The following is a 25,048-nucleotide window of genomic DNA, read 5'->3' on the forward strand; positions in this document are numbered from 1 at the left end:
CCTATGCGTTCACGCGCGACATCATGCCGCTCAGACGCTCTGCGATCAGACTCTCCGCCTCGGCGACGATGCGCTCGACGAGTTCGCCCGCCGGGGGGATGTCGTGGATGATGCCCTGCACGGTGCCCACCGTCCAGATACCCGCCTCGGGGTCACCGTTCTCGTAGACCAGACGACCGCGGGCACCGGCGACGAGTTCGCGTACGTCCTCGAACTTCCCACCGCGGTCGAGGATCTCGACGACCTCGCGGCTGACGGTGTTGCTCGCGACGCGCGCGGTGTTGCGCAGCGGGCGGAAGATCAGTTCGGTGTCGGTCTCGTTCGCCGCGACGATGGCTTCCTTGATGGTGCGGTGGATCGGGGATTCCTCGGTGCACATGAAACGGGTGCCCATGTTGATGCCGTCGGCCCCGAGCGCGAGTGCCGCGACGAGACCCCGACCGTCACCGAAACCGCCGGAGGCGATCATCGGGATGGTGATCTTCTCTGCTGCGGCGGCGATGAGCACGAGTCCGGGGACATCGTCCTCACCGGGATGCCCGGCGCATTCGAAGCCGTCGATGCTGATGCCGTCGACACCGATCTCCTGCGCCTTGACGGCATGGCGCACGCTGGTGCACTTGTGCAGCACCTTGATTCCGGCGGCGTGGAAGTCGGGCAGGTGCGGCGCCGGGTTCGAGCCTGCGGTCTCGACGATCGTGACACCCGACTCGATGATGACCTGGCGGTATTCCTCGTAGGGCGGTGGGGTGATCGCCGGCAGGATCGTCAGATTGACGCCGAACGGCTGGTCGGTGAGTTCGCGGGTGCGGGCGATCTCCTTCGCGAGATCCTCGGGAGTCGGCTGCGTCAGGGCCGTGATCATGCCGAGCGCACCGGCTTCGGCGACCGCGGCGACGAGCTCGGCACGCCCGACCCACTGCATGCCTCCCTGCACGATGGGATGGCGGACGCCGAAGGTTTCGGTGAAGGCGGTGGTCAGCACGGCATGGACTCCTTGTGATGGAGATGGTTCGGAGGGTGTCAGGTGGTCGGATCGTGCCCCACGATTCGCAGCGCGATCACGATGTACCGCTGCGCGACCTGTGCGGGGGTGAGGGGTCCGTCGAGTTGGTACCAGCGGACGATGGACTGGAACATCCCCAGGAGTGCTCGCACGGCCTCATCGACGTCGTCGACATCGAACACCTGCTGTTCCACACCCTCGCGCACCAGGTCGAGCATCATCAGTTCGAGACGCTTGCGAGTCGCGGCGTAGGTTCGACGGTTCTCCGGGGAGATATGGCGCACTTCGGAATCCAGTCCCGAACGCTGTGCGCGGTGGGTCATGTTCAGGACTATCGCTTCGACGGCGTTGACGAAGCGGGCGACCGGATCGTCGCCACCGTCCGCGACCGCCGCCGACACACGGTCGATGAGGTCGAGGACGGCGGCGTCGAGCAGCGTGACGAGAACGGCTTCCTTGTTCTCGTAGTGGTAGTACAGCGCAGGCACCGTCACGCCGACCCGGCGGGCCAGGTCGCGCACGGTGGTGCCGTGGAAGCCGTTCTCGCTGAACGCTTCCAGCGCGTGTTCGAGGATGGGGTCGAGCCCCAGAGGCTGGAACTCACGCCAATCCGCGGACTGTACGTCCGCACGAGGCGTGCCGGATTCCTCGGCCTCGAATGCCCGGGTCGTCATCGACCCCCTCCTCTCACGGATGGTGCAGGATCAGCGCGGCGCCATACGGATTGCGCCGTCGAGGCGGATGACCTCGCCGTTGAGCATCGGGTTCGACACGATGTGCGCGGCCAGGGAACCGTACTCGGACGGGTCGCCCAGACGCGCGGGGTGCGGCACCTGCTGGCCGAGGGAGGCCTGGGCCTCTTCCGGCAGCGAACCGAGCAGCGGGGTCTTGAACAGGCCCGGCGCGATGGTGACGACGCGGATGAGCAGCGACGCGAGGTCGCGGGCGATCGGCAGGGTCATGCCGACGACGCCACCCTTGGATGCCGAGTACGCGGCCTGGCCGATCTGGCCGTCGAAGGCGGCGACGGAGGCGGTGTTGATGATGACGCCGCGCTCGCCGTCGATCGGCTCGGTCTTCGCGATGCGCTCGGCGGCGAGACGGATGACGTTGAACGTGCCGAACAGGTTGACGTCGACGACCTTCTTGAACGCGTCGAGCGGGAAGGCGCCCTTCTTGCTCACGGTCTTGATGGCGTTGCCGATGCCGGCGCAGTTCACCGCGACCCGCAGCGGGCCGAGCGACTCGGCGACGTCGAGCGCCTCGGTGACGGCGGCCTCGTCGGTGACGTCGGCGCCGACGAAGCGGACGCGGTCGCCGAGTTCCTTGGCGATGGTCTCACCGTTCGAGGACGGCAGGTCGATGATGACGACCTGGGCCCCGTCGTTCAGCAGGGCCTTGACGGTGGCGAGACCGAGGCCGGAGGCACCACCGGTGACGACGGCGACGCTGTCGTTGACGATCATTGACTACCCTTTCGAGAGTGGTTGTGGGTCAGATGCGTTCGATGATGGTCGCGTTGGCCATGCCCGCGCCCTCGCACATCGTCTGCAGGCCGTAGCGTCCGCCGGTGGCCTCGAGGTGATTGACGAGGGTGGACAGCAGGCGGGTGCCCGACGAGCCGAGTGCATGGCCGAGCGCGATCGCGCCACCCCACGGGTTGAGCTTGGCCGGGTCGGCGCCGAATTCGTGCGCCCATGCGAGCGGCACCGGCGCGAAGGCCTCGTTGACCTCGTAGGCGTCGATGTCGTCGATGCTCAGGCCGGCACGGGCGAGCACCTTCTGCGTCGCGGGGATCGGAGCGGTGAGCATGAAGACCGGGTCGTCACCGGCGACGGAGAACGAGTGGAAGCGGGCGCGCGGCGTGAGGCCGAGCTTGTTCGCCAGTTCCTCGTTCATGATGAGCGCGGCCGACGCACCGTCGGTGAGCGGCGACGAGTTGCCGGGAGTGATGATCCACTGCGCCTCGGGGAAACGGGCGGCGTACTCCTCCGTGTAGAAGGAGGGCTTCAGGCCGGCAAGTCCTTCGGGGGTGGTCGAGGCCCGCACCGTCTCGTCGGCGGTGTGCTGGACCTGCTCACCGGCGGCGTTCGTCACCTCGATGGGGACGATCTCCTTGTCGAAGTGCCCGGCGGCGATCGCCGCGGCCGCGCGCTGGTGCGACTGCGCGGAGTAGGCGTCGAGGGTGTCGCGATCGAACTTCCACTTCGCGGCGATCAGTTCGGCCGAGATGCCCTGGTTGACCAGCCCCTCGGGGTAGCGGGCGCGCACGCTCGGGCCGTGGGTGTCCTTGCCGAGGGTCGCGGTGCCCATCGGGATGCGGCTCATCGACTCGACACCGCACGCGATGACCATGTCGTAGGCGCCCGCGATGACGCCTTGGGCGGCGAAGTGCGCGGCCTGCTGGCTCGACCCGCACTGGCGGTCGATGGTGGTCGCGGGCACCGACTCGGGGAAGCCGGCGGCGAGCAGCGCGGTGCGGGAGATGTTGAGTGACTGCTCGCCGACCTGCGCGACGCAGCCGCCGATCACGTCGTCCACCTGGGCGGGGTCGATGCCGTTGCGTTCGACGAGCGAACGCAGGACGTGGGCGAGGAGTTCGACGGGATGGGTACCGGACAGCGCGCCCCCCGGTTTGCCCTTCCCGACCGCGGTGCGGACCACGTCGACGATGACAGCGTTGGTCATGACGTTCCTTTCGAAAGGTGCAGCGGCGGGGCGACGAGATATCCCCGAGCGGCGTACTTATCGATCGCTAAAAGCTCTACCACGGACCTAACGCTCGGTCAATGGTGTCGGAGAGCTAGCGCACGCTAAACGACTCTGATAGTGATGGACCACGAACCTGATCGAGGGAGACGCCCGTGCGCGCAGCACAATTGATCGAACACGCAGGCCCCGCCGCGGTGCGGGTGGCCGACATCCCCGAACCCGAGACCGACGGCTCGCTCGTCGTCGTCGATCTGCATGCCGCCGGGGTGTCCTTCCCCGACCTGCTGCAGACCACCGGCGCGTACCAGACGATCCGGCCCCTGCCCTGCACCCTCGGCGCCGAGGGCGCCGGCATCGTACGCAGCGCGCCCGCCGGCAGCGCCCTCACCGCCGGACAACGCGTCGCGGTGCTGTCCGTCGCCGGAGCGTGGCAGCAGACCGTCGCGCTTCCCGAGGAGCTGGTGTTCCCCCTGCCCGACAGCGTCTCGCTCACCGCCGCTGCCGGGATGCTCATGAACTACTTCACCGCGCACTTCGCGCTCGACGAGCGCGCCCGCTACCGGCCCGGGGAGACCGTCCTCGTCCACGGCGCCGCCGGCGGACTCGGCGTGGCCTCACTCCAGGTCGCAGCGGCTCTCGGACTCGAGACGATCGCAGTGGTGAGCACCGAGGAGAAGGCCGCGGTGGCGAAGGCCAACCGCGCGACCCACACCGTCCCCGCCGACGGCTTCAAGGACCGCGTCCTCGAGCTCACCGCAGGTCGCGGAGTGGACATCGTGCTCGATCCGGTCGGCGGAGACCGCTTCACCGACAGCTTGCGCAGTCTCGCTCCGGGCGGGCGTGCCGTGGTTCTCGGATTCACCGGCGGGAGTATCCCCACGGTGAAGGTCAATCGCCTTCTGCTCAAGAATATTTCGGTCGTCGGCGCCGGGTGGGGCGAATACCTCCGCACCGTCCCCGACTATCCCGCCCGGCAGTGGGCGGTGCTCGAGCCGTTGCTGCGCGAGGGAGCACTGATCGTTCCCGAACCCGCTCTCCATCCCCTCGACGACGCAGCCGCCGCACTGCGTTCGCTCGAGAACCGTTCCGCGACCGGCAAGGTCGCGCTCGATCTCACGCCCCGATCCTAGGAGAAGACATGACCGACGATCTGCCCGGAGTCGACACGACCGTCGACGACGGTGTCCTGCGCGTCACCCTGAACCGGCCCACGCGGATGAATGCCGTGAAGACCGAGACCCTCGTGGCGATCGCCGACGCATTCGAGAAGTACGCCGGCGACACGTCCGTCCGCGTCGCGGTGCTCACCGGCGCCGGGCGCGCATTCTGTTCGGGCGCCGACATCGCCGGTCGCGACCTGAGCGCACCCCCGAGAGCCGACACGATCGACGCCGCCAACCGAGCCGCGGCGGCGATCCGCGCCTTTCCCCGCCCCGTCGTCGGCGCGGTCAACGGTGCGGCCGCAGGGGTCGGTGTATCCCTGGCTCTCGCATGCGATCTCACCGTGTCGAAGGAATCGGGTTATTTCCTGTTGGCGTTCACGCGGATCGGGCTGATGCCCGACGGCGGAGCCTCCGCACTGGTCGCCGCGTCCGTCGGTCGCGCACGCGCATTGAAGATGGCCCTGCTCGCCGAACGGCTTCCGGCCACCGAGGCGCTCACGTCCGGCCTCATCGCCGAGGTCTGGCCCGACGACGAATTCGACAGCGCGGTGGAAACTCTCGTGCAGCGGCTCGCCGACGGACCGTCGGGCGCCTTCGCGTCGACGAAGAACGCGATCAACGACGCGACGCTCACCGAACTCGACAGTGCGTTCGCGCGGGAGCGGGAAGGTCAGCTCGTCCTGCTCGGCGGACCGGACTTCGCCGAAGGGGTGACGGCCTTCCAAGAGAAGCGCGTCGCGAACTTCCGTCGCTGAGGCGGCGTATCTCGGTGGATCGAGGCCCGCTCAGCGGGTATCGATCCACCGAAGTCCGTCAGGACTCGGCAGGAATCACGCGTTCGACGGCCGTCCGCACCAATGCCGCGGCGCGTTCGTCGTCGAAGATTCCGGGGAGGGTGAGGCGGTCGAGAATGAGCCAGTTCAGGGTGAGATAGAGCAGCACGACGGCATCCTCACCCCCGGGCAATCCCGACTCCCGGTAGTTGTCGATGTTGAAATCCAGATCGGCGCGCACGCGCTCGGTGAGCAGTTCCTGCAGTTCGGGGCGCCGGGTCGCCTCGAGCCGCAGTTCGAGGATGGCGAGATAACCGGTGCGGAACCGGGAGACCCGGTCGACGACCTCGGTCATCAGTTCGGTCATGGATTCGCGGGTCTGCGGCCCCTGCGAGCGTGCCATAACGTCCTCGGCGGGCACGAGTCGCTCGTAGTAGCGATGCCCCACCTGGACGAGCAGCTCGTCACGGTTGGCGAAGTAGTTCGAGGCGGTCCCGACCGGTACCCTGGCCTCCTTGTCGACGGCCCGAAAGGTCAGACCGCGAGCACCGTCGCGTGCGAGCACCTCGATCGAGGCATCCAGCAAGACCTTTCGTCGTTCCGGATTCGTCCTGACCACTTGACACCACTCCATCTGTAGTACTACCTTCGAACCACTTCAGTCATAGTACTACGAATGGTGGTCGAAGATGCGAAAGCTTGTCTACTACGTGGCAGTGACCCTCGACGGTTACATCGCCGGCCCGAACGGGGAGTACGACTTCTACCCGATCTGCGACGACATGGCGGCGGCGATGGGCGCGAGATATCCGGAAGCCGTTCCCACCGCGCTCCGCGAACAGGTCGGCATGCCGGTCGACACGCCGAACAAGGAATGGGACACGGTGATCATGGGGCGCGGCGCCTACGAACCCGGTCTCTCGCTGGGACTCACGAGCCCGTACAGCCACATGCAGCAGTACGTCGTGTCCCGCACTCTCGCGCCGGTAGACGATCCGCAGGTTCGGATTGTCGACACCGACCCGGTCGAGCTGGTCCGAAAGCTGAAGGCGGAAGAGGGGCTCGATATCTGGCTCTGCGGTGGCGGCAACATCGCAGGGCAACTGGTCGACGAGATCGACCGGCTGATCTTCAAGAGCTATCCGGTGATCGCGGGCGACGGCATCCCGGCGCTGTCGGGCAACTTCGTCCCCACGCGATTCGACGTCACCGCCCGCGAGGAGTTCAGCAACGGCACACAGGTCACCTGGTTCGACCGCCGCTGAACTTCGACCGGTCTCAGACCCCGACGGTCTTGAGCGCGATCCGCACGTACTTCTGCGCGACGGCCTCGGGGCTGAGCGTGCCCTCCGCGTGATACCAGCGCGGGATCGACTGGCACATGCCGAGCAGGGCCCGCGTCGTCTCTGCGGGATCGTCGACGTCGAACACACCCGCGGCGACGCCCTCCTCGACGATCTCGCGCACCAGCCGCTCGACGCCCTTGCGGACCGCCCGGTAGCGCTGACGGTTCTCCGGACTGAGATAGCGCGCCTCCCCCTCGAGCGCGGCGAGACGGGCACGCATCGTCATGCGCAGCACGATCGCCTCGATCACGTTGGAGAGCCTGCGCACCGGATCGCCGTCGGCGTCCTCGGCGGCGGCGTGAGCGCGGGAGAGCACGTCGCTCGTGGACAACTCGAGAAGGGCGATGAGCAGCCCTTCCTTGTTCTCGTGGTGGTAGTAGAGGGCCGGGACGGTGACGCCGACACGCCGGGCGATCTCCCGCACGGACGTGCCGTGGAAGCCGGTTTCGTAGAATGCGTCGAGGGCGGCGGTGAGGATCGGGCTCAGCTGCATCGGCTCGAGGACGCGCCAGTCCGGAATCGCCCCACCGTCGGTGAGGGTGTCGGCGTCGTCGCTCGAAGCACCCATTTGAAACCGCACCTACCTACCGATCGTTACTTCACACGGACGCCCCGAGGATACCCGTACGGTTCGTGCTCGAAGGAGCACCAGGTGCGCGGTATCACCCCATCGGGTCGTCGGCACCCCCGTGTTCGGTGTCGTGGAAGGGCGCGAGGAAGGAACCCCAGCGCACGCAGTCCCATCCCCCTCCTGCCACCGGCCGCAGTTCGACCGTCTCGGTGTTGGCGAGGTGGTTGGCCGTGGCGAAACCGCCCGGCACCTTCCCGAGATAGGCCGCCACGAGCCGGATGGCGGCACCGTGGCTGACGACCACGACGTCACCCGAACCGGCGTCGAGGTAATCGCTGCGCAGCGACTCCACCACCGGCAGGTACCGATCGAGGACGTCGAGCGCGGACTCGCCCCCGGGCACCCGCGCGCGCAGGTCACCGCTGTGCCATTCCTCGTAGACCTTCATGAACAACCGGTGCGACTCCTCGTCGCTGCGGTCCTCGAGTTCGCCGACCTGCACCTCGTGCACACCCTCGCGGACGATCGTCTCGAGCTCCACAGCGGGGGCGGCGTGATCGGCCGTCTGCCGGGCACGGAGCGCCTGCGACGCGACGAGCAGCGTGGGCGCGCGGTCCACGAGCCTCTTCCCGAGGGTGCGGGCCTGCTCGACTCCGAGATCGGTCAACTCCGCCCCGGGGAGTTTCGTATCGAGCCTGCGGGCGACGTTCGCCACCGTCTGGCCGTGCCGGGCCAGGATCAACCTGCCGCTCACTGCGGATCCTCTCCGCGCCGCAGCCCTTCGAGCCACCGCGCATCCTCGTCGTCCGACACCGGCGGGACGCCGTGCTCGGAGACCGCCGGCCACGACCCGAGGAATCGCACCTGCGCGAACCGGTGCAGTCCTTGCAGAGCCTCGGCGACCAGCGCGTCGTCGATGTGTCCCACACAGTCCAGATGGAAGAAGTAGGTGCCGTATTCCCTGCGGGTCGGACGTGATTCGATCCGCGAGAGATCGATTCCGCGCGTGGCGAACTCGGTGATCGCCCGCACGAGGGAACCGGGTTCGTTGGGGAGCTGCAGGACGATCGAGGTGCGGTCGACGCCCGTGCGTTTCGGTACCGGCCGGGGCCGGGTCACGAGGACGAACCGGGTGCGGGCTCCTTCGAAATCGGCGACACCGTCGGCGAGTACGGACAGGCCCAGTCGCTGCCCGGCGAGCGCGGTGGACACCGCAGCGTCGACCTTGCCGGAGGCGACGTCCTCGGCGGCGGCGGCGTTGGAGGCCGCCGTCACGACCTCCGCTCCGGGCAGGTGGTCCTCGATCCAGCGGCGCACCTGCGCCGCGGCCACCGGATAGGCACCGATCGTGCGGACCTGCTGCCGGGTGGTTCCCTCGCGGGCGACCACCGTGAACGCGATGTCGAGCTCGACTTCCGCGACGATCTGCAGTCGCGGCCCGAGAGCGAGGGCGTCCATCGTGGGCGGGACCGAACCCTCCACGGAGCTCTCGATGGGGACGACGGCCCCGTCGGCGCGATGCTCGCGCAGCAGTTGCAGGGCAGCCGGCGGGCCGGCCGCGGAGATCCGCTCGACGGACGGGTCCGCGGACCCGTCCGTGAGCACGTCGAAGGCACCGAGGCTCTCGAAGCGGTCGAGGGCCATCTCGGTGAACGTCCCCGTCGGGCCGAAGAAAGCGATACGTGGCACGTGTACGAGATTACGCATCGCGCATTGCCGGAAGGCGAAGTCCGCACGAACCCGCGTCGACACACGACGGGGCGACGGGTCGACGTGGACGGGCGTCAGCCGCCGGTGAGATCGAGCGCCTCGAGCTCGCGGACGACACGGTCGAGGTCGTCGACCTCGACCGTCAGGAGGATCTCCCGTACTGCGGCGGCCGCGTCGGGGATCAGCCCTCGCAGGCGGGCGGTGTCGGGCGCCGCGAGTGCGGCGCGCACATCGAACCCGCTCAGTGCCGCGACGGTCGCGGCGAGCAGGGCCACCAGGTCGGCGGCACCGTCCGCCCGCGCGGCGTAGCCGGTGTCGGCGTGGGCGAGCACGGACAGGAAATCGGCGACGGCGTCCGGGCCCCGACCGGAGGTGAGACCGGGGATGTGCCCGACCTCGGTGAGCGCACGGGCGGCGTCGGCGAGCGCGGCATCGGGCACGTGCGCGTACACGACGAGAGGAGCCGGCGCGACCACCGCGAGAACGTTCTCGAGATCCTCTGCCGCACAGTCGATCTGATATCGCAGCGGCCGCCAGCCGGAGGGAGCGGGCAATTCCGCCGAGGCGTCGAGTTCGACGACGAGCTCACGTTTCGGCGGAGCCGTCACGGCGGCGGCCGGAACGATCGGCGGAGCGAGCATGCGGCCGCTCACCTCGAGCGCACTCGCGAGAGTGTCGTGCCGACGGGTGAGCAGTGCGTCGAGCAGCCCACGCGGCTCGTCGCGGGAGGGCGGCATTCCGAGGGGCAGAGGAATCGGCACCGGTCCAGGCTATCCCCGGACCCCTTGCGACCGGCGTCACCATGACTTAGGTTTGCCTCACCTACTTGAGAAGGAGGGTCGGAATGCAGACCACCACACCCGTCGTCCCGGCGCCGACCACGGCCGAACGCGTACGCACCGCCCTCATCCGCGCCGACACCACGCAACTCGCCGTCGACGGCTGCGAGCCGATCCCCACCTCGGTCCATCACCTCCGCGAGGAGGGACAGGTCGCCGTCGTCGTCGCCGACGACAGCCTCGCCGTCGCACTCGCCCGGCAGGCGGGAAGCACGGGCGTCCCGGCGATGCTCGAGCTCACCGACCACTCGCCGATCCTGCTGCGCAATCCCGTGCGTTCGCTCATCTGGCTCAGTGGCACTCTGCAGGCGGTCCACCATCCACGCCGGCTCGCCGCGGAGATCGCGGAGATCCTGCCCCACCCCGAACTCCTCGACGTCGGGCACCGCTCCGAACTCCTGTGCCTGACCCTCGACTCCGTCGTGGCCGCCGACACCACCGGCGCCGAGGCCGTCGACATCGCCGACGTCCTCGACGCCGCCCCCGACCCGTTCGCGGCCCTCGAGACCGGCTGGCTCCGGCACCTCGAAGAGGACCACGGCGACATCGTGCGGCAGATCGCGCGACGGCTCCCGCCCGCACACCGCAGCGGACGGGTCCGTCCTCTCGGCCTCGACCGTTACGGCCTGCGCCTGCGGGTGGAGTCCGAGGGTGACGACCACGACGTGCGGATCCCGTTCCACGAGCCGGTCGACGACCCCGCGGCCCTGAGCCGCGCACTGCGCATGCTCGCCGGATGCCCGTTCCGCAACGGCCTGCCTCCCCGCACCTGACCGTTCCGCTCAGACCTTCTGCAGGTCGATGCCCTTCGTTTCCTTCATGATCAGGCACGCGACGCCCGTCGCGACGCACAGGCCCATGATGTACACCCCGAAGACCCAGCCGATGTCCCATCCGGTCAGCAACTGGTTCAGATAGGGCGCGGTACCACCGAAGACCGCCACGGAGAACGAGTACGCGAATCCGATCGCCTGGGTACGCAGGCGGGTCGGGAAGCTCTCCGAGAGGGTGCACGAGAGGATCGCGCCGGGGATCGACACGATGAGCAGAGCGATCGTGGTCGCCACGAGCAACGTCCAGCCGGACGAGGTGATCATCGACGTCAGCGGGATCTGCAGGGCGAACATGAGGACCGCGAACGTACCCAGCATCGGGCGCCGGCCGATCCGGTCGGACAGCAGTCCCCAGAAGGGCAGCGACACGAGCGCGATCACCTGGGCGATGACGAGCATCCAGTAGGCGGTGTCGGCGTTCATGCCCTGCTGCGTGATCGCGTAGGTCGACACGTACGAGGTCCAGGTGTAGTGCGCTGCCGTGACGCCGGAGGTCATGCCGATCATCAGCAGGACCGCGCGCACGACCACCTTGCGGGGGATGCGCGGCTCGTCGTCCGCATCGTTCTGCGCGTGGAAGACCTCACTCTCCTCCATACTCCGCCGCAGGTAGAGCGCGAACAGCGCCAGAACGAAACCGAGGAGGAAGGGCACGCGCCATCCCCACTCGCCCACCGCGCTCTCGGAGAGGGTGGAGGTGACCACCCCGCCGATCGTGTAGGCGAGCACGGAGCCACCGAAGATGGCGACGAACGCGACGCTGCCCCACATGCCGCGGCGATGTGCCGGGGCGATCTCGCTCACGTAGGAGTACGCGGTCGCCGACTCGCCACCGTGGGCGAAGCCCTGCACCACGCGGGCGAGAAGCAGGATCACCGAGGCCCACACCCCGATCGACGTGTAGGTCGGCATGAGACCGATGACCAGGCTGCCGCCGGCCATCATGAGCATGGTTGTGACGAGCACGAACTTGCGACCACGCTTGTCGGCGATGCGTCCGAACACGATGCCGCCGAGGGGGCGCATCAGGAAGCCGACGGCGAACACCGCGAGGGTCGACAGCAGCGCCGACACCGGGTTGTCGCTGTTGAACATCGCTGCGGCGATGAAGGGCGCGAACACCGCGTAGGCGCTCCACTCGTACCACTCGAGGATGTTCCCCACTGAGCTGGCGAGAAGAGACTTCCTCTTCGATGCAAGGGTCACCGAATCGGTTGCCACGTGGTTCTTTTCGGATGTTTCGATGTTCATGTCCCTACTTTCGGGTCGCATGAGCGGCACACTGTCCCCGACAGCGCGTCGCGATGGATCGTTCCGATTCGGCTCCCGCGATGCGGGGGCGTATCCGAGATACCCCCCCGAACCCGTCCGGATCGACGCCAGTGCAGATTCCTCCCCCGACCTCCCGGTCCGCGTCCGCACCCGAGCGATCGATCGGTCGGGTGAACCGAGTGTGATGGGTCACAAGCAAATGTGTCAAGTCGATATGCTCACGACACCGTCCCCGGCACGAACCCCTGCCCAGCCTCCGTCCGGCACAATCACTTCGGTGACGTCCCTCCGCGACTGGCTCCGGCCCGCCCCGCGCACTCCCGAGCCACCCCTCGACCCCGCCGCCCGCCGTGCCGTGTGGATCGAGATCACGATCGTTCTGCTCGTGACCTTCGGCCTGAGCGGGCTCTCCTCGATCCTGTCCCTGCTCGAGGCGGCGCTCGCACCGGAACCGCTGGCGGATCAGACCGTCGCGCTGAACACGCCTCGCTCGTCCCAGGAATTCATCGATCTCGCACGACAACTCCTCGGCATCGTGCGACTGCTCGCCTGGGGCGCATTGGGCCTGTACCTGTTGTGGCGCAGCGGAATCGGTCCACGAATCGCCGGCCTCGCCCGCCCCGGACTCCGCCGGGACCTGCTGCCCGGCATCGGCCTCGCCGCACTGATCGGACTCCCCGGTCTCGCCTTCTATCTCGCGGCACGCGCCGCCGGCCTGAATCTGACGGTCGCGCCGAGCCTGCTCGAGGACTACTGGTGGCGTCTGCCCACCGAGGTGTTGTGGGCGATCGCGAACTCCGGGGCGGAAGAGATCCTCGTCGTCGCCTATCTCATCACGCGCCTGCGCCGACTCGGCTGGTCCGAGAACTCGTCGCTGCTCGCCTCCGCGCTGCTGCGCGGCAGCTACCACCTCTATCAGGGACTCGGCGGGGGCATCGGCAACGTCGTCATGGGCCTGATCTTCGGGCGTTACTGGCAGCGCACCGGCAAGCTCTGGCCGCTGGTGATCGCCCACGCTCTCATCGACACCGTCGCCTTCGTGGGTTATCAGGCACTGAGGGGAGAGGTGTCGTGGCTGCCCTGACCGTAGAGTTGTGCAGGTGAACGGCGACCCTCGCGACCCTCGCAACCGGCCACGGCCACCGCAGGGAACTCCCCCGCAGGGCCCTCCTCCCGGACGGCCCGCCCCACGCGGTGCCGAACCCCCGCGCCGGCCCCGCCCGATGCCGCCATCCCCCGAGGGCACTCAGGTCCTCCGGCGCGACGGCCGCCCGCAGCCACCGCAGGCATGGTCGCAGGCACCGACGCCGAGTTACCGGCCCGACCGGCATTCCCGGCCTGCCCGACAGCAACCACCGCCGCCACCACGACGCGACTGGGCCCCGACCCAACGCCCCGAACGCGTCGCCGGACCTGCTCCGAGCCGTCGCGGTCCGGGCGGGAAGACGCCGCCGCCCCGACCGCCTCGCCGTCCTCCCGCCACCGCGCCACGACCCGCTCCGCGGCGACCCGTGGGCGCCCGGCGCATCCTGCAGCGCCTGGCGGTGGTCCTGGTCGTGCTCGTCCTCGTTCTGGGCGGAAGTCTGGTCTACCTCGACGGCAAGCTCGCACGTGTCGACGCGCTCGCCGACTACGACGGCCGCGTCGCCGACACCCGCGGCACCAACTGGCTGCTCGTCGGCTCGGACAGTCGCGTCGGGCTCACTCCCGAGCAGGAACAGGAACTCGCGACCGGCGGAGAGGTCGGGGCCGATCGCACCGACACCGTGCTGCTCGTGCACATCCCGCCCGGTGGAGGCGCCACGACGATGATCTCGCTGCCTCGCGACTCGTACGTGAGCGTGCCGGGCTTCGGGCAGGACAAACTCAACGCGTCCTTCGCGCTCGGCGGACCGCAGTTGCTCGTGCAGACCGTCGAAGGTGCCACGGGCGTGCACATCGATCACTACGCCGAGATCGGCTTCGGAGGATTCGCCTCGATCGTCGACGCCGTCGGCGGAGTCGACCTCTGCGTCCCCTACCCGATCGACGACCCGCTCGCCGGGCTCACCCTCGAACCGGGATGCCAGGAACTCGACGGCGCCCAGGCGCTCGGTTTCGTCCGTACCCGTGCCACACCTCTCGCCGATCTGGACCGCATGAACAACCAGCGGCTGTTCCTCTCGGCGCTGCTGAGCAAGGCGACAAGCCCCGGAACCTTCCTCAACCCCTTCCGCCTGTGGTCGCTGATGTCGGGTGCCGCCGCCTCCCTGCGCGTCGACGACGGCGACCACCTGTGGAATCTCGCACGACTCGCGTGGGCGATGCGCGGCGAGACGGTCACGGCGACGGTTCCGGTGGGCGGATTCGACGACGTCTACGGCATCGGTAACGTCCTGCTGTGGGATCGCGCGCGGGCCGTGCCTTTCTTCGAGGCGATCTCGCAGGGCGACCCGATCCCGCCGGAACTTCTCGCGCCGGCACCGTGACCGGGCACCCGGAACCGCCCTCGATCTTGGGGAAGGCTGCCCGAATATTCCGTAGGGTAGCCGAGGCTACGAAGTGCGAGGGTAGCCAATGCTTGGATGAAAAGCCCGCTGACCTGCACTAACGTCGTGATCATGACGACGATGGGCGAAATGACCAAGACCAAGTTCCACACCCTGCTGCACGACCAGATCCGTAACGAGTTCACGGCGTCGCACCAGTACATCGCCATCGCGGTCTTCTACGACAACACCGACCTCCCGCAGCTCGCCAAGCACTTCTACGCGCAGGCGGTCGAGGAGCGCAACCACGCCATGATGATCGTCCAGTACTTCCTGGACCGCGACATGGCCGTCGACCTCACGGGTGTCGACGCGGTGCAGTCGATGTTCGAGGACGCCTGCGAGCCGATCGCGCTGGCACTGTCCCAGGAGAAGAAGGTCACCGACCAGATCGTCGAGCTCGCCCGCACTGCACGCGAGGAGGGCGACTATCTCGGTGAGCAGTTCATGCAGTGGTTCCTGCAGGAACAGGTCGAAGAGGTCGCGACGATGACGACCCTGCTCACGGTGGCCGGACGCGCCGGCGACAACCTCTTCCACCTGGAGGACTTCGTAGCCCGTGAGCTCAATGCGAAGCCGCGCGAACCGCGAGGCAACGCCCCGCTCGCCGCGGGCGGCACCATCTGACCCTCCGCATCCGGGACAGCCCACCCGGGACGACGAAGGCCACCTCCTCGTGCAGGAGGTGGCCTTCGTGCTCGTCGGCCGTGGTGTACCGACCGGTCAGCGCAGGGTGACCTGGCGGCTGCGCAGTCCGTCCCGGGACCGGCGCTCGGCCGCCGTGAGCGGCTCGTCCACCGCGAGTGCCGCCTCGAGGCGCTGCCCGAACTCGATCGTCGGAGCGACCCACTCGTCCGGGTGCTTCTCACGGTCGAGATCGAACACCGGCACCAGCAGTCCGTGGGTCCGGAACGAACCGGCGAACCGCGAGCCCTCGCCGAGGTGCAGACCACCTGCGGCATGCACGCGCGACAACGCCGCCATGAGCTCGTCCTCGTCCTCGGGACGCACCCAGCGCAGGTGGGCCTTCTCGCCCGGATCGACCCACCACGCGCCGCGCAGGCCTTCACCTTCGAGCCGCGCCGAGGGCAGAACAGCTTCGTTCGCGTGCTTGACGGTGTGCGCGATCTCGGCGCTCGGCTCGACACCGGCAGGAATCCACCAGTCGAAGTCCTGATGCACGGTGATCGTGGGCACAACCGTGGGATCGATCAGATCCGCGAGCGGCGGAGTGTCGTTGTCCACCGTCGCGACCTGCAGCGACGATCCGGGCTCGGCTGTGTGGGCCCACTGGATGGCCGCAGCCAGCTCACCGGCCGGATCGGGACCGTAACCGGCGGCGAGCTGCAGGCCGACATAGGCGACCGGTTTGCCGTCCTCCTCGCGGACCAGTGCCGCGACGCCACCGGGGAGGATCGTCGCGCCCACGATACGGCGGCCGTCCTCGGTCTCGGACAGTTCCGCGAGAGCGGACGGCACGAACTCGCGCAGGGCCACGAGATCGCATTCGAAGGCGAGTCCTTCGAAGGGGCGCGACGTCGCGGCGGCCGCTGCTTCCCGCTCGAGTCGTCGCTGCTCGAGCTTGGCGGCGCGATTGCTGCCGGGCTTGGGTCCGCTGTTTCTCTTGCTCTTCTTCGCCACGGCGTCAACCTACACTCCGCCCCGCGTCACCACCTCGAGGTCGGGCGGAGGCTCAGCGATCGAGGGCTGCGTCGAGCAGCAACTTGGTGCGCCCGGGGTGATTCGTGGCGACCCACTCGACGCCCAGCTCGCGGCACAATTCGACGTCGGCGGGATCGTCGACCGTCCAGCAGTAGGTGGCCCGGCCGGACAGGGCGGCCCGGTCCACGAGATCCCGGTGTTCGCGCAGCGTCTCGATCGAAGGCCCCACGGCGGTCGCGCCGACCGTGGTGGCGGCACTCCCCCGGAGGTAGCGCGAGGTCTCCCCGAGCAGCACGGTGGGCAGCAGCGGCGCCGCGCGGCGGATCCTCCAGACGGCACCGGCCGCGAACGACATCACCACCACCCGCGAGAAATCCGCCGAAGCCGGGGTGGCGAGACCGAAACGGGAGAGCTCGGCGAGCAAGGCGGTCTCCACCAGCGCGCCGTACCGGACGGGATGCTTGGTCTCGACGAAGACCTTCACCGGCACACTCGTGTAGTCCATGACGAGTTCGAGCAGTTGCCGCAGCGTGAGGAGATCGGCCGGTTCCCCGGGCCGTCCGTAGTCGAACTGCGCCATCTCCTCGAGGGTCATCTCGCTGACGACGCCGGTGCCGGTCGACGTCCGGTCGATCGTGCGGTCGTGCACGCACACGAGGTGCCCGTCGCGGGTGAGCCGCACGTCGCATTCGACGCCGTCGGCGCCTTCCTTCAAGGCGAGTTCGTATGCACCGAGCGTGTGTTCCGGCAGCGCGGCGGACGCCCCGCGGTGGGCGACGACACGTGGATACACGCTGCGCGTCACGACGTCACCACCCGGTCGGGTCGTTCGGTGTCCACCTGCTCGCTGCGCTCGGTATCCACCTGCTCGCTGTGCTCGGTATCCACCTGCTCGCTGCGCTCGGTGCCCGGCTCGTCCTGTGCGTCGCGCCCGGTCGAGGCCGGAACGATGGGCGCGATCGGCGCCCATGCCGGGCCGGTGGCGTAGGTGAACCGGCGACGTCGCAACGGCCGTCCCCACAGGTCGGCCCCGTCGAACAGGCGCAGCACCTGCAGAGTGGCGAGTGCGACGACCGCCCCGAGCGCCGCGAGGACCGCGGTGAACAGGACACCGTCGGCACGAGCCTGCAGAGTGTCGCGCTGACGCCACGCGAGGAGCGCGACGGCGAGCACCCCGTTCATCACCCAGAGCACCCACCACGTGCGGATCGCGCGGAGCAGGCGGGGATCGTGGTTGCCGATCTCGGTCAGGAACACACCCGGCATCGCCAGATTCACTCCCGGGATCACGACGCCGGCCAGGACGGACAGCGGCGAGCGCGAGTCGGCCAGGCCGCGTTCTGCGTAGACGCGCCGGCGCAGAGCGAGCAGACGGAAGCCGGAGGCGACCGCTGCGGCCAGCGCGACGACCGGGCCCACCACCTGGGTCGCCCACACCGCCGCATCCGATATCGCGAGCGCCAGCGGATCGACGAGCCGGGTGCGATTGAACAGCAGCAGCCCGTACCGCACGGCCTCGGCGACCGCTGCGAGCCCGAAGACCACCGCGGTGCCGACGAGCAGTGTGGGTGCGAGATCGGCGGCGGTGTCGGCTCTGTCGGGCTCGTCGTCCTCCGCCCGGGGCGGATCGAGAAGCCCCCAGCGCGGCATATCACGGTAGGAAGGCGGGTCGGACATCGAGCGCCGCCGCGGACGCGGCTGCGTTCCGGATGAGAGTTCTCCCCCGGCGGGCCGTGCGACCCACCGGAAATTGCGTCGCTCCGGAGGAACCGAGCCGTCGGGAGCGACGGGTGAGAGCAGCACACCGCGACAGGCCGGGCACCACTGTCGCGACTGGTACGTCACGGGCCAGCGGTTCTCACAGCGCACACAGATCTGGTAGGCCGACATCAATAGATCTTCGCCGGGTCGTCACGCTCGGACACGAGGGGAAGTCCCTCTTTCTGCCACGCCACCATGCCCCCCGCGACCTGGATCGCGTCGTATCCCATGCGGGCGAGATATTCGACCGCGCCGAGGGAACGACCGCCCTGCCTGCAGACGACGTAGATCTCCGCATCGGGATCGATCTCGTCGATGCGGGCGGGTACGTCGGCGAGGGGAATGTGCAGCGCGCCGGGTGCGTGCCCGAGTTCCCATTCGTCGTCCTCACGGACGTCGAGGAGGACGGCCTCGTCGGAGAGGCCGGGTACCAGGTCGACCGACACGGTGGGCACGTCGGAGAAGCTCACGCATCAATAGTGGCACGCTGTGTGAACCGATGTGGGCGTGGTCGGTTCGATCCGGCCTTCCCTGTGGGACCTGCGGACCGGTCACCGCCCTCCCCAGGAATCCCAACCGCTGGAGTTATCCACAGTTTCCACAGGTTCATCAACAGGCCCATCTACGCATGGGGAATCACACTCGAGACATCTCACAGCCTCTCGTCGCGCACCCGCGAGGCAGGCGGACGGCAACACTGAAATGATCGGGTCATGGAATTGCGCATCTTCACCGAACCCCAGCAGGGCGCCACCTACGACGACCTCCTCGCCGTCGCGCAGGCCGCGGAACGACTCGGCTACGGCGCGTTCTTCCGCTCCGACCACTATCTCGCCATGAACGCCGAAGGCCTGCCCGGGCCGACCGACGCGTGGATCACCCTGGCAGGTCTCGCCCGGGACACCTCGACGATCCGTCTCGGCACGCTCGTCACCTCGGCCACCTTCCGGTATCCCGGACCGCTCGCGATCTCCGTCGCGCAGGTCGACGCCATGAGTGGCGGCCGGGTCGACTTCGGCTTCGGCGCGGGCTGGTTCGAGGAGGAACACCGCGCCTACGGCATCCCCTTCCCGAACCTGAAGGAGCGATTCGACCGGCTCGAGGAGTACCTCGCGGTCATCACCGGCCTGTGGGAGACGCCCGAGGGCGAGACCTTCTCGTACGAGGGCACGCACGTGCGGATCGAGAACTCGCCCGCGCTGCCGAAGCCGCATCAGCGTCCCCACCCCCCGATCGTCATGGGCGGTGCGGGCAAGAAGCGCACGCCGGCCCTGGCGGCGCGCTACGCCGACGAGTTCAACGTGCCGTTCAAATCGGTCGAGGAGACCACGACCCTGTTCGACCGGGTGCGCGCCGCCTGCCGGGAAGCCGGACGCGACCCCGAGGACCTGACCTACTCGAACGCGCTCGTACTGTGCTGCGGCCGGGACGAGGCCGAGATCGCGCGGCGCGCCGCACGAATCGGCCGTGAGGTCGACGAGCTCCGCGAGAACGGGCTCGCGGGAACCCCGCAGGAGCTGGTGGACAAGATCCGGACGTTCGCGCAGGCCGGAACACAGCGCATCTACCTGCAGGTCCTCGACCTCGCCGATCTCGACCATCTCGAACTGGTGGCCCACGAGGTCATGCCCGCGATCGCCGACCTGTAGCGCGACATTTCAGTAGCTGCTGGTGGAGCCGAGGAACGCTTCGATCTCCCGGCTCCACTCGCGGCTGCGCCGCACCTCGAGCCGCCAGTGTGCGAGCGCGAACAGACCCGATGCGGCTGCGGCCGAGAACGTCCACAGCGATACACCGGACAGTACTGCGGTGAACTTCGCGGCGGAGGTGGTCAGCGGGGGCCGGGCGTAGTCGCCCGAACGCGCGTCGACCCAGACCTCCAGCTCGGTGCCCGCGGTCGCGCCGGGGTCGACCTGCACCGAGGCGTGACGTTCTTCGTCGCCCCAGTCCCAGCTCGCCGGTGCGACGGCGATGTTCACGGTCTCGCCCCATCCGGTGGTGTTGCTCCGGGCGTCGGCGTCGAGGACGGCCGTCACGGTGACGCGCTCGGCGGCCTCCGCGCGGGCCTGCTCGAGCTGGGAGTCCCACATCGTGGCCGACACCCACAGGGCGACGGGAATCAGCATCACCATCACGGCGACCAGCAACGTGACGCATCGCGCCTCGATCCGGTCGGTGCGACGTACGAGCGGATCGTGCCTGCGCAGACCTCGTCGTACGCGACGCAGGTATCCCGCCCTCGTCGTCATCTCGGCACGCCGCCCTTCCCCCGCTGGAGTCTCCCGATTTCCAGCATGCGTGCGCCTCCGGGGAAGTTCAAGGCACACCAACCCATCTCACATGCGCCGCATCACAGAGGGCGCGGTGAGCGCAGGCTCAGGCGCCGAGACCCACCGGGCAGCTCACGCCGGTGGCGTGGACGGGGCAGTACCCGTTGGGATTCTTCGCGAGGTACTGCTGGTGGTAGCCCTCGGCGTAGTAGAACTGCGTGAGCGGCGCGATCTCCGTGGTGATCTCGCCGTAGCCGGCCTCGGCGAGTCGCTTGCCGAAGGCTTCCGCGGTGGCCTCGGCGACCTCGATCTGCGTCTCGTCGTAGGTGTAGATCGCCGAGCGGTACTGGGTGCCGTGGTCGTTGCCCTGCCGCATACCCTGGGTGGGATCGTGGTTCTCCCAGAACTGCTGCAGGATGCGGTCGTAACCGATCACCTTCGGATCGAAGACGACCAGTACCACCTCGGTGTGGCCCGTCCGGCCGGAGCAGACCTCCTCGTAGGTGGGATTGGGCGTGTAACCACCGGCATATCCCGCGGCGGTCGAATACACGCCGTCGAGCTGCCAGAATTCCTTCTCCGCACCCCAGAAACAGCCCATACCGACGACCGCCGTCTGCAGCCCCTCGGGGAAGGGCGGGACGATGCGGTGGCCGTTGACGTAGTGCGTCTCGGGGACAGGGAGCGGCTCGGCGCGACCGGGAAGCGCGTCCTCGCGCCCCACCATCTGCGACTTCGAACCGGCACGGGCCAGGATGTCGTCGAACCAGGACATGACCCGATGCTACGCGCGTGTCATCGCGGCAGCCCGCTCCTCGGCCGCGACCGGCTTCGGTGTCAGCCAACGATTCTTGATCCACCTCGCGGCGGGCACCTCGACGCTGCGATAGAGCACTTCGGCGACGAGTCCGCACCCGAGCACCAGGAGCGCGACGGCGGCGGTCGTGCCGACGGTGCCCACCGTGTTCTCGTAGATCCGGTACATCACGAGGGTGTGCGTCAGGTAGATGCAGTAGCTGCGGGTCGCGACCCACACGACGAGTCCCGAACGCGCGAAGCGGCCGTCGTAACGGGCGACCAGCACCACGACGGCGAAGACGACCATGACGGTCCACAGATACCGGCTGCCCGCCCAGTAGACGTGGATGTCCGTGGCCATCACGATCACCGACACCTGGGTGAGCAGCGCGACGATCACCGCGCGCAGGGAGATCAACCCGGCCCAGCCGAGGTACACGATCTGGCCCAGGAACAAGGTGGGCAGGGTCGAGGCGATCTTCGACAGGAACGGGACCGCGTACGGCTCGGGTACGTACAGGTTGTAGAGCAGCACGAGCATGCACAGCACCGCACCGAGCATCGGCACCGCCACCGGAGCGCTGCGCAACAGCGACCTCCCGGCGACGCACCACAGATAGAAGGAGATCTGGGCAGCGAGTGTCCACGTCACGCCCAGCACGATGACCTGAGGTTTCAGGAAGAAGGCGCCGAGGAAGAAGGACAGGAAGGCCTCGGAGTTCGAGACCGTGGTGTGCCCGCTGAACATGCCGTTGATCCCGAGCCGCACGAGCACGATCGCAGCGAGGATCGAGACCCAGAAGGCCGGCAGGAGCCGCGCGGCCCGGGCGATCAGGAACTTTCCGCGGTCCTGGCGGATCGCCGAGCGGGTGATGAGCAGTCCTGTCAGCATCATGAAGGCCGACACACCGACGGAGGACAGGTGCTGATTGAGCCCGGCGCCTGCGACGAACACCTCGTACACGAGATCGATGCCCCACCATCCGGTGCCGAGGTCGTCGATCAGGTAGAAGGCGATGTGCGAATACAGCACCGCAGCGACCGCAACGAACCGGAGGACGTCGACGCCCGGCAGTTCCACACGCGGTGCGTCGGCCCCGCGTGTCGGTTCGTTCAGGAAGGGCCGAGACACGCGCCAATGTTAAGGTCCCGTTCACGCGGTCGTTACCGATGGTCCCGATATGTGCCTGTTCCCGCTGGTGGAAGCTGCTTGCCGGGGATCCCCCCGGTGGCCGGGACCGCACGATCCGGCCGTCGGGCGGTCACGTCCGCATGACGGCCGCTGTTGCGGACGGTGTACTTATGGTTTTGGGTGGAAACCCGAAACGGTACGCAATAACTGCACGGGCTTGTCGGCCCGCTGAAGAAGGGACCCTTCGTGGCTGAATACACACTTCCGGACTTGCCCTACGACTACGCAGCGCTCGAGCCGCACATCTCGGCGAAGATCATGGAGCTGCACCACTCCAAGCACCACGCGACGTACGTGGCCGGTGCGAACACCGCGCTCGAGAAGCTCGCCGAGGCGCGCGAGAACGGCACCATGGCGGCGCAGGCGACCAAGCTCGAGAAGGATCTCGCCTTCCACCTCGGTGGTCACACGAACCACTCCGTCTTCTGGCAGAACCTCTCCCCCGAGGGCGGCGACAAGCCCGAGGGTGAGCTCGCCGCCGCGATCGACGACGCGTTCGGCTCGTTCGACAAGTTCCGCGATCACTTCTCCGCGAACGCGAACTCCATCCAGGGCTCCGGCTGGTCGATCCTGGCGTGGGATTCGATCGGGCAGCGCCTGATCATCGTCCAGCTGTACGACCAGCAGGGCAACATCCCGATGGGCCTGACCCCGCTGCTCATGCTCGACATGTGGGAGCACGCCTTCTACCTGCAGTACCAGAACGTCAAGGCCGACTACGTCAAGGCGTTCTGGAACATCGTCAACTGGGCCGACGTGCAGGCTCGCTTCGAGCGTGCCCGCACCGCCACCTCCGGTCTGATCGTCTAGATCGACAGGTAGGCAGGACCGTCACGAGGGGCGCCGGGTCACCGGCGCCCCTCGTCGTCTGCGGGTCCGTCCTCACTTTCCCGATGAACGGTCGGGGGGCATGCGTTCCGTGTGAGCCCCGTTACGGTACGGCCATGAGTACTCCCGAGACCTTGCTCGACGGCCTGGCCTTTCCCGAATGTCCCCGCGTGCGCGCGGGTCGACTGTGGTTCTCCGATGTGTACGCCGGCGAGGTGCTGTGCCTCGATCCGGCGACGGGCTCCGCCGAGGTCGTCGCGCGCGTCGAGGGGCATCCCGCCGGTCTCGGATTCCTCCCCGACGGGCGACTGCTCATCGCGGCGGGAGTGCCCCGCACGGTGCTGCGTCTCGAATCCGACGGCCGTCTCGTCGAACACGCCGACCTGTCGCACGTCGCCACCTGGCATCTCAACGACATGTTCGTCGATACGCAGGGGCGCGCGTACGTCGGCAACTACGGCGACGCGAGTGCGCCCCCGGATCCCGCTCGCCCGGCCGCACTGGCTCTGGTGGAGCCCGACGGTTCCGTGCGGGTGGCAGCCGAAGACCTGGAGTTCGCCAACGGCATCGTCGCGACCGGCGATGGACGCACCCTGATCGTCGCCGAGACCCGGTCCCGTCCGGGCAGGCTCACCGCGTTCACCGTCGCGGACGACGGATCGCTCACCGACCGTCGCGTCCTGATCGAGTTCGACTCGACGGTCTTCCCGGACGGCATCGCGATCGACTCGCAGGACGGGGTGTGGGTGGCCTCGCCGTTCGACGGGCGGGTCCTGCGGGTCTCGATGCAGGGCGAGATCACCGACGAGGTGAAGGTGGCCCATCCGTACGCCGTGGCGGTGGACGGGGACAGTCTGCTCGTGTGCAGCTCCTCGGATTGGCGACCGGAGGTCGCCGTGCGCGACCGGACGGGCGCGATCGTGCGGGTCCGGATCGGCGACGGCGGGTAACTGGCACTCGGCACCTCTTGTGTGCCAACGACGGAACCGGGCATTCTCCCCTTACCGACCGAGAGGGAGGAGTGGGATGAACGCCGAGGAACACAGCCGGATCGAACTGTCCGCATTCCATTCCGACGGGTCGCTGCGAGGCTTCGTCGTCTCGGGCCGATGGCCCGCGACCACCCGGGAGTGGGCGCAGGTGCTGGCGATGACGGTACGGATCGCGTCGTTGCCGGGACTGCTGCCCACGTCGACGGTGTTCGGGGTGAAGGAGGAGCTGCCCGACGATCCCGAACCCGGGACGGTCGGGCTCGTGCTCGCCGAAGGAACGGTGCTGGGCGAGCGGGCCGTGCAGCCGGGCCGGTTCGCGGAACATCAGCCGCCGGCGCTGATCATGCTGCATCCGCCGTCGGAGACGACGCCGTCGCTGCCGGAGAACGCCGGTGCCGCGTCGGGTTGCGTACTGCTGCCCGGCATTCCGCATCTGGGCCTCGAACACCGGGCTGCGTGGGTCGAGGCCGAGCCCGACGGCACCGTGACGGCGCTGGTCAGCAAGGTCGGGGTCGATCCGAGCAGAGATCCCGACACCGCGATTCTGGCCATGCTGCTCGCCTCGTGAGGCCGCCCCGCGAGCGAGAGTTCGGTTCTCCGAAACTTAGCATTGCCTTTACAGAATTCGGTTCGCTGGACTAACGTTGTCGTCGGCGAAGGGGAGTAGCCCCCAATCGCAGGGTCGACATACTGGCGGTGCCCGAGACGGCATCACCCGGCCCCGCGGACCGGATCCGCATCCGGTGGGCGAGACCTTCGGCCGCCCGACGCACCGTGCGTCCGGCGTCCGGA

General features: G+C 68.4%; 28 protein-coding genes. 11 read left to right on the forward strand and 17 right to left on the reverse strand.

What is annotated here, in order from left to right; genetic code table 11:
* Nucleotide 1: 1 nt before the first annotated feature.
* The 4 genes from MOM01_RS00365 to MOM01_RS00380 are packed head-to-tail and all read right to left on the reverse strand — an operon-like array spanning nt 2 to nt 3,694.
* On the reverse strand, nt 2-985 hold the full coding sequence (locus MOM01_RS00365) for an NAD(P)H-dependent flavin oxidoreductase (RefSeq protein WP_308196947.1): 984 nt from the start codon (nt 983-985) through the stop codon (nt 2-4).
* A 38-nt stretch (nt 986-1,023) separates the two neighbouring features.
* Complete coding sequence (locus MOM01_RS00370) at nt 1,024-1,680, reverse strand: TetR/AcrR family transcriptional regulator (protein WP_241383409.1); 657 nt, start codon at nt 1,678-1,680, stop codon at nt 1,024-1,026.
* Between the two features lie 30 nt (nt 1,681-1,710).
* The gene (locus tag MOM01_RS00375) at nt 1,711-2,472 is read right to left on the reverse strand and encodes a 3-hydroxyacyl-CoA dehydrogenase (RefSeq protein ID WP_241383410.1); all 762 of its coding nucleotides are present in this window, start codon (nt 2,470-2,472) and stop codon (nt 1,711-1,713) included.
* 28 nt (nt 2,473-2,500) lie between these two features.
* Entirely contained in the window at nt 2,501-3,694 is a 1,194-nt protein-coding gene (locus MOM01_RS00380) for a thiolase family protein (RefSeq protein WP_241383411.1), read from the reverse strand.
* Nucleotides 3,695-3,870: 176 nt separating this feature from the next.
* Between MOM01_RS00380 and MOM01_RS00385 the strand changes: the two genes are divergently transcribed.
* Together MOM01_RS00385 and MOM01_RS00390 are read left to right on the forward strand one after the other, a co-directional pair.
* Nucleotides 3,871-4,848: an NADPH:quinone oxidoreductase family protein gene (locus MOM01_RS00385; RefSeq protein WP_241383412.1), complete on the forward strand. Its 978-nt coding sequence runs from the start codon at nt 3,871-3,873 to the stop codon at nt 4,846-4,848.
* Nucleotides 4,849-4,856: 8 nt separating this feature from the next.
* Nucleotides 4,857-5,636 carry an enoyl-CoA hydratase gene (locus MOM01_RS00390; protein ID WP_241383413.1) on the forward strand — a complete coding sequence of 260 codons (780 nt, stop codon included), beginning with the start codon at nt 4,857-4,859 and terminating at the stop codon, nt 5,634-5,636.
* Nucleotides 5,637-5,694: 58 nt separating this feature from the next.
* Here the strand turns inward: MOM01_RS00390 and MOM01_RS00395 are convergent, their stop codons facing one another.
* Nucleotides 5,695-6,273 (reverse strand): TetR/AcrR family transcriptional regulator, encoded by a 579-nt coding sequence (locus tag MOM01_RS00395; protein WP_241383414.1) that lies wholly within the window; start codon nt 6,271-6,273, stop codon nt 5,695-5,697.
* A 70-nt stretch (nt 6,274-6,343) separates the two neighbouring features.
* On the opposite strand from MOM01_RS00395, the gene MOM01_RS00400 reads away from it, so the two are divergent.
* Nucleotides 6,344-6,919, forward strand: a complete 576-nt coding sequence (locus MOM01_RS00400; RefSeq protein ID WP_241383415.1) for a dihydrofolate reductase family protein — start codon at nt 6,344-6,346, stop codon at nt 6,917-6,919.
* 13 nt (nt 6,920-6,932) lie between these two features.
* Here MOM01_RS00400 and MOM01_RS00405 read toward each other — a convergent pair whose 3' ends face one another.
* The 4 genes from MOM01_RS00405 to MOM01_RS00420 form a co-directional block, all read right to left on the reverse strand.
* Nucleotides 6,933-7,568, reverse strand: coding sequence for a TetR/AcrR family transcriptional regulator (locus MOM01_RS00405; protein ID WP_241383416.1), 636 nt, complete (start codon nt 7,566-7,568; stop codon nt 6,933-6,935).
* A gap of 94 nt (nt 7,569-7,662) precedes the next feature.
* Nucleotides 7,663-8,325 (reverse strand): histidine phosphatase family protein, encoded by a 663-nt coding sequence (locus MOM01_RS00410; protein ID WP_241383417.1) that lies wholly within the window; start codon nt 8,323-8,325, stop codon nt 7,663-7,665.
* Nucleotides 8,322-9,260: a prephenate dehydratase gene (pheA, locus tag MOM01_RS00415; protein WP_241383418.1), complete on the reverse strand. Its 939-nt coding sequence runs from the start codon at nt 9,258-9,260 to the stop codon at nt 8,322-8,324. Before pheA ends, MOM01_RS00410 begins: the two co-directional genes overlap by 4 nt.
* Nucleotides 9,261-9,355: 95 nt before the next feature.
* Complete coding sequence (locus MOM01_RS00420; RefSeq protein ID WP_241384016.1) at nt 9,356-10,018, reverse strand: hypothetical protein; 663 nt, start codon at nt 10,016-10,018, stop codon at nt 9,356-9,358.
* 107 nt (nt 10,019-10,125) lie between these two features.
* Here MOM01_RS00420 and MOM01_RS00425 point away from each other — a divergent pair, with 107 nt between their 5' ends.
* Nucleotides 10,126-10,893 carry a DUF2470 domain-containing protein gene (locus MOM01_RS00425; protein WP_241383419.1) on the forward strand — a complete coding sequence of 256 codons (768 nt, stop codon included), beginning with the start codon at nt 10,126-10,128 and terminating at the stop codon, nt 10,891-10,893.
* Nucleotides 10,894-10,902: 9 nt separating this feature from the next.
* Here the strand turns inward: MOM01_RS00425 and MOM01_RS00430 are convergent, their stop codons facing one another.
* A complete protein-coding gene (locus MOM01_RS00430) occupies nt 10,903-12,204 on the reverse strand; it encodes an MFS transporter (protein ID WP_241383420.1) in 1,302 nt (433 codons plus the stop codon).
* Between the two features lie 298 nt (nt 12,205-12,502).
* Between MOM01_RS00430 and MOM01_RS00435 the strand changes: the two genes are divergently transcribed.
* The 3 genes from MOM01_RS00435 to MOM01_RS00445 all read left to right on the forward strand — a co-directional run bounded on the left by MOM01_RS00435 (nt 12,503) and on the right by MOM01_RS00445 (nt 15,380).
* Nucleotides 12,503-13,309 carry a CPBP family intramembrane glutamic endopeptidase gene (locus tag MOM01_RS00435; protein WP_374112238.1) on the forward strand — a complete coding sequence of 269 codons (807 nt, stop codon included), beginning with the start codon at nt 12,503-12,505 and terminating at the stop codon, nt 13,307-13,309.
* A gap of 139 nt (nt 13,310-13,448) precedes the next feature.
* Nucleotides 13,449-14,693 carry an LCP family protein gene (locus tag MOM01_RS00440; protein ID WP_241383421.1) on the forward strand — a complete coding sequence of 415 codons (1,245 nt, stop codon included), beginning with the start codon at nt 13,449-13,451 and terminating at the stop codon, nt 14,691-14,693.
* A gap of 141 nt (nt 14,694-14,834) precedes the next feature.
* A complete protein-coding gene (locus MOM01_RS00445) occupies nt 14,835-15,380 on the forward strand; it encodes a ferritin (RefSeq protein ID WP_374112251.1) in 546 nt (181 codons plus the stop codon).
* Between the two features lie 96 nt (nt 15,381-15,476).
* Here MOM01_RS00445 and MOM01_RS00450 read toward each other — a convergent pair whose 3' ends face one another.
* Genes MOM01_RS00450 through MOM01_RS00465 form a run of 4 tightly spaced genes read right to left on the reverse strand, consistent with a single transcriptional unit; the run spans nt 15,477 to nt 18,646 of the window.
* Nucleotides 15,477-16,394, reverse strand: coding sequence for a DUF5926 family protein (locus tag MOM01_RS00450; RefSeq protein ID WP_241383423.1), 918 nt, complete (start codon nt 16,392-16,394; stop codon nt 15,477-15,479).
* 52 nt (nt 16,395-16,446) lie between these two features.
* On the reverse strand, nt 16,447-17,220 hold the full coding sequence (locus MOM01_RS00455; RefSeq protein ID WP_241383424.1) for a glycerophosphodiester phosphodiesterase family protein: 774 nt from the start codon (nt 17,218-17,220) through the stop codon (nt 16,447-16,449).
* Nucleotides 17,217-18,305 (reverse strand): DUF4328 domain-containing protein, encoded by a 1,089-nt coding sequence (locus MOM01_RS00460; RefSeq protein WP_241383425.1) that lies wholly within the window; start codon nt 18,303-18,305, stop codon nt 17,217-17,219. The genes MOM01_RS00455 and MOM01_RS00460 overlap by 4 nt, the downstream gene beginning before the upstream one ends.
* Complete coding sequence (locus tag MOM01_RS00465; RefSeq protein ID WP_241383426.1) at nt 18,305-18,646, reverse strand: rhodanese-like domain-containing protein; 342 nt, start codon at nt 18,644-18,646, stop codon at nt 18,305-18,307. Before MOM01_RS00465 ends, MOM01_RS00460 begins: the two co-directional genes overlap by 1 nt.
* Before the next feature lie 243 nt (nt 18,647-18,889).
* On the opposite strand from MOM01_RS00465, the gene MOM01_RS00470 reads away from it, so the two are divergent.
* Entirely contained in the window at nt 18,890-19,825 is a 936-nt protein-coding gene (locus MOM01_RS00470) for an LLM class F420-dependent oxidoreductase (RefSeq protein WP_241383427.1), read from the forward strand.
* A 9-nt stretch (nt 19,826-19,834) separates the two neighbouring features.
* On the opposite strand, the gene MOM01_RS00475 is transcribed toward MOM01_RS00470, so the two are convergent.
* The 3 genes from MOM01_RS00475 to MOM01_RS00485 form a co-directional block, all read right to left on the reverse strand.
* Nucleotides 19,835-20,425: an Rv1733c family protein gene (locus MOM01_RS00475; RefSeq protein ID WP_241383428.1), complete on the reverse strand. Its 591-nt coding sequence runs from the start codon at nt 20,423-20,425 to the stop codon at nt 19,835-19,837.
* A 127-nt stretch (nt 20,426-20,552) separates the two neighbouring features.
* Nucleotides 20,553-21,221 (reverse strand): peptide-methionine (S)-S-oxide reductase MsrA, encoded by a 669-nt coding sequence (gene msrA, locus MOM01_RS00480; RefSeq protein WP_241383429.1) that lies wholly within the window; start codon nt 21,219-21,221, stop codon nt 20,553-20,555.
* 9 nt (nt 21,222-21,230) lie between these two features.
* The gene (locus MOM01_RS00485; RefSeq protein ID WP_241384018.1) at nt 21,231-22,325 is read right to left on the reverse strand and encodes an acyltransferase family protein; all 1,095 of its coding nucleotides are present in this window, start codon (nt 22,323-22,325) and stop codon (nt 21,231-21,233) included.
* A gap of 297 nt (nt 22,326-22,622) precedes the next feature.
* On the opposite strand from MOM01_RS00485, the gene MOM01_RS00490 reads away from it, so the two are divergent.
* The 3 genes from MOM01_RS00490 (at nt 22,623) to MOM01_RS00500 (ending at nt 24,824) form a co-directional block, all read left to right on the forward strand.
* On the forward strand, nt 22,623-23,246 hold the full coding sequence (locus tag MOM01_RS00490) for a superoxide dismutase (protein WP_241383430.1): 624 nt from the start codon (nt 22,623-22,625) through the stop codon (nt 23,244-23,246).
* Nucleotides 23,247-23,380: 134 nt separating this feature from the next.
* Complete coding sequence (locus tag MOM01_RS00495) at nt 23,381-24,214, forward strand: SMP-30/gluconolactonase/LRE family protein (protein ID WP_241383431.1); 834 nt, start codon at nt 23,381-23,383, stop codon at nt 24,212-24,214.
* Between the two features lie 76 nt (nt 24,215-24,290).
* Nucleotides 24,291-24,824, forward strand: a complete 534-nt coding sequence (locus MOM01_RS00500) for a peptidase (RefSeq protein WP_241383432.1) — start codon at nt 24,291-24,293, stop codon at nt 24,822-24,824.
* The last annotated feature ends 224 nt before the right edge of the window (nt 24,825-25,048 follow it).

The organism is Rhodococcus sp. CH91, assembly GCF_022554085.1.
In the GTDB taxonomy this organism is placed as follows: Bacteria; Actinomycetota; Actinomycetes; order Mycobacteriales; family Mycobacteriaceae; genus Rhodococcus.